This window comes from Salinivibrio sp. IB643 (assembly GCF_001996105.1).
In the GTDB taxonomy this organism is placed as follows: domain Bacteria; phylum Pseudomonadota; class Gammaproteobacteria; order Enterobacterales; family Vibrionaceae; genus Salinivibrio; species Salinivibrio costicola.
Genome location: NZ_MUFF01000060.1, coordinates 1 through 4,762, shown reverse-complemented (window position 1 = coordinate 4,762; position 4,762 = coordinate 1). Strand labels below are relative to the sequence as shown.

Annotated in this window: 7 protein-coding genes and 1 tRNA gene; 4 read left to right on the top strand and 4 right to left on the bottom strand. The window is 44.5% G+C overall.

Going from position 1 to position 4,762, the window contains the following annotated elements; genetic code table 11:
* A partial coding sequence (locus BZG77_RS14985; protein ID WP_206744356.1) for a hypothetical protein occupies positions 1–399 on the top strand: 399 nt, incomplete at its 5' end.
* Positions 400–414: 15 nt separating this feature from the next.
* Positions 415–1,293, top strand: a complete 879-nt coding sequence (locus tag BZG77_RS14160) for a hypothetical protein (RefSeq protein ID WP_077647707.1) — start codon at positions 415–417, stop codon at positions 1,291–1,293.
* A 213-nt stretch (positions 1,294–1,506) separates the two neighbouring features.
* Here BZG77_RS14160 and BZG77_RS14155 read toward each other — a convergent pair whose 3' ends face one another.
* Positions 1,507–1,791, bottom strand: coding sequence for a MarR family transcriptional regulator (locus BZG77_RS14155; RefSeq protein WP_077647706.1), 285 nt, complete (start codon positions 1,789–1,791; stop codon positions 1,507–1,509).
* A gap of 234 nt (positions 1,792–2,025) precedes the next feature.
* Between BZG77_RS14155 and BZG77_RS14150 the strand changes: the two genes are divergently transcribed.
* A complete protein-coding gene (locus tag BZG77_RS14150) occupies positions 2,026–2,745 on the top strand; it encodes a hypothetical protein (RefSeq protein WP_077647705.1) in 720 nt (239 codons plus the stop codon).
* On the opposite strand, the gene BZG77_RS15265 is transcribed toward BZG77_RS14150, so the two are convergent.
* A complete protein-coding gene (locus tag BZG77_RS15265; protein WP_241844165.1) occupies positions 2,705–2,803 on the bottom strand; it encodes a hypothetical protein in 99 nt (32 codons plus the stop codon). The two genes, BZG77_RS14150 and BZG77_RS15265, sit on opposite strands and share 41 nt — an antisense overlap.
* 275 nt (positions 2,804–3,078) lie before the next feature.
* Positions 3,079–3,240 carry a hypothetical protein gene (locus BZG77_RS14855; protein WP_158011452.1) on the bottom strand — a complete coding sequence of 54 codons (162 nt, stop codon included), beginning with the start codon at positions 3,238–3,240 and terminating at the stop codon, positions 3,079–3,081.
* 708 nt (positions 3,241–3,948) lie between these two features.
* Between BZG77_RS14855 and BZG77_RS14135 the strand changes: the two genes are divergently transcribed.
* Complete coding sequence (locus tag BZG77_RS14135; RefSeq protein ID WP_077522394.1) at positions 3,949–4,203, top strand: YfhL family 4Fe-4S dicluster ferredoxin; 255 nt, start codon at positions 3,949–3,951, stop codon at positions 4,201–4,203.
* Positions 4,204–4,555: 352 nt separating this feature from the next.
* Here BZG77_RS14135 and BZG77_RS14130 read toward each other — a convergent pair.
* Positions 4,556–4,632: transfer RNA gene (locus BZG77_RS14130), tRNA-Asp, on the bottom strand.
* Positions 4,633–4,762: the final 130 nt, after the last annotated feature.

The window sequence follows — 4,762 nt, the reverse complement described above, 5'->3', positions numbered from 1 at the left end:
GAGAAGAAATGTTTATTAAAATCATTAAATTCATTATTGCCTGAAATGAGCAGGGAAGCTCTAGAAAACAGGGATGAGATAATYGATGAACTCAAGGAGGGTTTGAGTAAAAATAAATATTGCAAAGAAATATTCAGTTATCACATCTTTAATAAAACAATAGATTACTACTTAGAAGAGCAAGACTTTCATGAGTTTCTAGTGTTTTTTATATCAAGTTTAAGCTTGGCGATAAAAACGTACGTGGAAATCTTGAAATTCCTCCCCTCTCATTACAAGGAAGATCACGAAGCGATAGCTGCACATTTTTATGAAACCGTCTCTGACCCTGTCGCTCTTTCGCACTTCAATGAAGAATATATGAGACAAGGGATAAAGTTAATTGATAACGTTTTATAATGGAGTGGTTTGTATATGAACCTGATAAAATTAGACCCAAGAACAGGACTAGAAAAACAGCTTCTTTTTTGGCTTGCTGTATTACTACCGGTATTTCTCGCACTGGGGCTAGCTATCCCTGTTTGGCTTGAGTATTCGCTCTCATTTTCCGCCAAAAGCTATAGCACATTCCTAAAAATCAGCGCGCTCCCTATAGGTATCAGCTCGCTATCCATCCCGCTGGGTGTGCTGATTGGCAGGCTACACGGTACAAAGCAAACGGCGCTGCAAATCAACGAGGCGCAGGCTACAAACAGAACCAACCTTTATCTCTCACACTATTCCCATTTCAAAGATCATTTCGGTAAAAATTCTGACTATCATATTGACTTATTTAATGAATTAAGCATGTCATTTCATGCTAAAACCCTTTACCAGAACATTTACCCTGACAATGGACTAATTTATGGCGTAAAACCACCAACCCCTGAACCTATTTTAGATGTTTGGAATTCAGTCTTATCAATTATCAATTACGTGGACAACTTAACTACAAAAATAAACGAATCATCATTGTCTGAGGATGAGCTAATTAAATCCTCCAAACATATAGATGCAGAAATGAAATTCACCTTCCCAAGAGCTGGATTCAAAATATCTCATAACTTCTCAATGTCAAATTTTAGATTCAAAGATATCAAATCTATAGTAAGTCATGTGATTAGTGAAACAATGAAAGCAAAGGAATTTGAGCCAGCTTTCAAGGAAACCTTAGAAAATGAGCTTTTATACAAAACGGTAACGTCTCTAGAGAAATTAAAAAGCAACATGAAAGATAAAAGGGTAGAAATTGAAAATGTAGAAACTACTCTTCGATCCTATAATAATATCTTTTCAGCATGTGAAAAAACATAACGTTTTGCGAATTATGCAATAACGTTACGCATCACGCATTGCATGCTGAAGGGTTAACGGGTAAGTTTTTACGGTATGGGTGGTGATGACCTAGGCCGCTGAAAAATTTCTATTTCTCGCGAGTCGGCCGCGTTTGCAAGGGTAAAGGCCTCAGAAGGACCCGTTTACCTGAGATGCAGACACAATGATTGCGCGATCCCTTCCTTATGACCGTTATTTGAAATATTCGTAAGCAACACCACCTGAATCTGCCACTACTGACCTTCTTTTCAAAAAACATTTGTCATAAAGTCGCTTTAATAACGTACTGGTGAACGACTGCGAAAGGTCACACCTTTCTGCAATCATCCACGCTGTTACATTCTCACCACTTTTGATTGATTGAAGCACTTTGAGTTGTGTCTTGCTCAACTTGATGAAGTTAAGTTGATGCGGATACGTGCGTGCCACATGCAAAAGATCGGGCGAGATCTGCCCATTTTGGCAAAAATTGTCCATCATCATTATCATTCTCTGAGGTTTATCATAAGAAAGCCTGCGAGGTCAGGCGGGGAAAGGGCTAAGCGGCGATCGTTGTTTCAACCGAGACAGGTGATAGGAAGTTTAACCAGCACGATTTTAGCCACTCGTGATACGTTTCTAATGCGACTGAACTGTTTGAATAGTAAATAGGTGACGAACTCACCGTGTTTGGCTTATACACTCATCGCAATACATACCTAGTGAGGAAAAATGGATAAAGGGTTAATTTCGCCACTGCACAATCTTGTGGCTTCATTGGTACCTGGGTTGCCGCAAGCTCAGTCCGCGGTTCAGCTTGTAAAAGCCTTCAATGTGCATTGCGGCAGACGCCGTGCAGAGAAGCTTGCGCAAGGATTGGAGCTGGCTTGGTCATGCATGGACAAGTCAGATCAGGATAATTTTGAGGCGCTATGTAACAACCCTCATTTTCAAGAGCAGGTTGCCGAGTATATAGAGGCGGCACTCAACACGCCGAGCGAGATTGTGATTAAAGCCATCGCATTGCTAATGCTTAATGACCCTGACAGCCGACTCAATGACGCGCAAAAGGAGCGCTTTGTACGTGCTTTTGAAGGGTTGAGTAACGAAAAGGTCGTTATTTTTCTAGCCTTATGCAACCTTGATCGGACAGAGCAATCAATTTATGACATATACGAAGTTAGCCACGATAAACCTGTAAAAAACTACGAGAATGAGCCTGAACGTATTCTCTTAACATTTAGTGACTTACTAAACCGAGGCTTGGTCTCCCCCGACATTAGAAAAGTTGAAGGTGCAGGGGCGTTCTTTGCTGATTTGGCTCCCAATACTGACGGCCAATGGTCAATATCGTTCGGACTAACGGAAGAGCAAAAGAGCTACAGTAGGTTGCTAGATAAAGCCAAAGCACTCAATCCCGCTTCTCCATCAACTGCAGCATCACGTCGGTGACCATGGCGCGGCCGTCGTGAATGATGCGGCTGCTGCGTCCTTCGGTGAGGGTTTTGATCGTCCAGCGCCCTAGGTTGTTACCTTGGCCGTCACTTACTTGTTGCGGTTAGTCGATCAGCTTGCGGATGGCGTCCACGTTCGCAGAAGCGCCGTATTGTAGCCATTTAGCGGTTATGTCGATGTTTTCAAGCGGGCGCCCTGTTTGTTCAGAGCGCGCATTATCGATCACGCCTACCTCGGTGTAAGCGCCGGGTGTGGTGCGAGTGAATTTGGCAATGGGGTTTTATCCCCCAAGCTAAACACGAACTAGCCAATAACTAAGTGGTGCATGGTTTAGTCCTGATCAATACCGGAACACCCCAGCTGCGTGGTAACGTCATTGCCGGATGTAGCGTAAGCGTACTTCTCTTCCATTTTGCGCATTGCGATTTCGGCAATTTCTTCGTTATTTTGCCCTGGTGATGATGCAATATTGATTTGCGGTGCAAAGCTCACAGACGGCTTTTGTGCGGCTTCTGCTTTTTTGCGTTCAACCTCTTTGATTTTCTCCGCCGTTACTTCTGGCAGATCCAGCTTGCGGCCAAACTACGCGCCAATTTCTAGCCCACCTTAGCAGCCAACAATGCCGGGAGCGACAGATCTAAGTACCTCACGCGGCGTAGCTCGGTAAATAGCTCAGGAGCGTAGTTGTTACGCTTCGATTAGAGCCATATATACAATACATCGATACGGTTTGTGTGACAGGTTCTGTGAGTAAGGGTTGATGAGCAATCTCGTATGCTTGTTCCCGAGCTATCGGGCGCTGTAGTTCTGGGCAGGTCCCAAGTTTGCGTCCCTTCAAGCCCATCTCTTTTGGGAACGTGGCATATATGGTGACTTTACCGGTTTTACTAAAATCGACACGCAGGTAGTTCGCCTTTTCATACTTCGACCGACGCTCACTAGCATGCTCATAATCACTTTTTTGGCCGTTTTTGAGGTTTATGTTAAAGTGCGCGTCACTGTAGAGGTCTTTGAACGGGGCTCATCCGTAAAGCTCACACACGCTACTTTTTGAATACGTCAAAAATACCATGCGTTACGGATTTGCGTTACTAAACATGGAAAAATAAAGTTCACTTCAGTAACTCAAGGCAAACAACAGTTAATAAAAGTAATTCGTAAGCGCTTGATATAGGCGCCAAAAAGAGTGATTTTTGAAACATGGCTCTATTAATAACAGACCGATGCATAAACTGCGACATGTGTGAACCCGAGTGCCCCAATGGCGCCATCTCGATGGGTTCCGAGATCTTTGAGATCGAGCCCGATTTATGCACCGAGTGTAAAGGCCATTACGACAAACCGACGTGCCAGTCGGTTTGCCCGATCTCCAAGTGCATTATCACCGATCCCGATAATGTCGAGACCGAGGATCAGCTCCTAGAAAAGTTTGTGGTCATCCAAGGCATGGCCTAAACCATTAAAAGCGCCGCAAGGCGCTTTTTTTATGTCTTTTATTCTCCAGTAATAACCCTAACACTATAGGGACGCTTTAAACGCAAAAAACCCCAGCTTTTCAGCTAGGGCTTCTAAGTAGTGGCGGAGGGCCGGGGTTGCGGACAACGGGCAGGCCATCCTGCGGGACTCATTCGCCCGCAGGGCGAACCTGGCTAATAACAAAAAAACCCTACTAAATTTAGTAGGGTTTCTAAGTAGTGGCGGAGTGGACGGGAGTCAACGCGCACTGCAAGTGCCGCGACCAAGACGTCAGGCTCAGGGGAGCTTAAACGCAAAAAACCCCAGCTTTTCAGCTAGGGTTTCTAAGTAGTGGCGGAGTGGACGGGACTCGAACCCGCGACCCCCGGCGTGACAGGCCGGTATTCTAACCAACTGAACTACCACTCCGCACCAATTCTGTATGACTAAAGGCTTATATCTCTTTGCTTTAATCAATTGTAATTAGAGCCTGGCGATGTCCTACTCTCACATGGGGAGACCCCACACTACCATCGGCGCTGCTTCGTTTCACTACTGA

What these genes read in the sequence shown, in the direction of transcription:
- BZG77_RS14155 (WP_077647706.1), bottom strand. Translation starts at nt 1,791, where the DNA reads ATGGACAATTTTTGCCAAAATGGGCAGATCTCGCCCGATCTTTTGCAT.
- BZG77_RS14135 (WP_077522394.1), top strand. Translation starts at nt 3,949, where the DNA reads ATGGCTCTATTAATAACAGACCGATGCATAAACTGCGACATGTGTGAA.
- BZG77_RS14160 (WP_077647707.1), top strand. Translation starts at nt 415, where the DNA reads ATGAACCTGATAAAATTAGACCCAAGAACAGGACTAGAAAAACAGCTT.
- BZG77_RS14150 (WP_077647705.1), top strand. Translation starts at nt 2,026, where the DNA reads ATGGATAAAGGGTTAATTTCGCCACTGCACAATCTTGTGGCTTCATTG.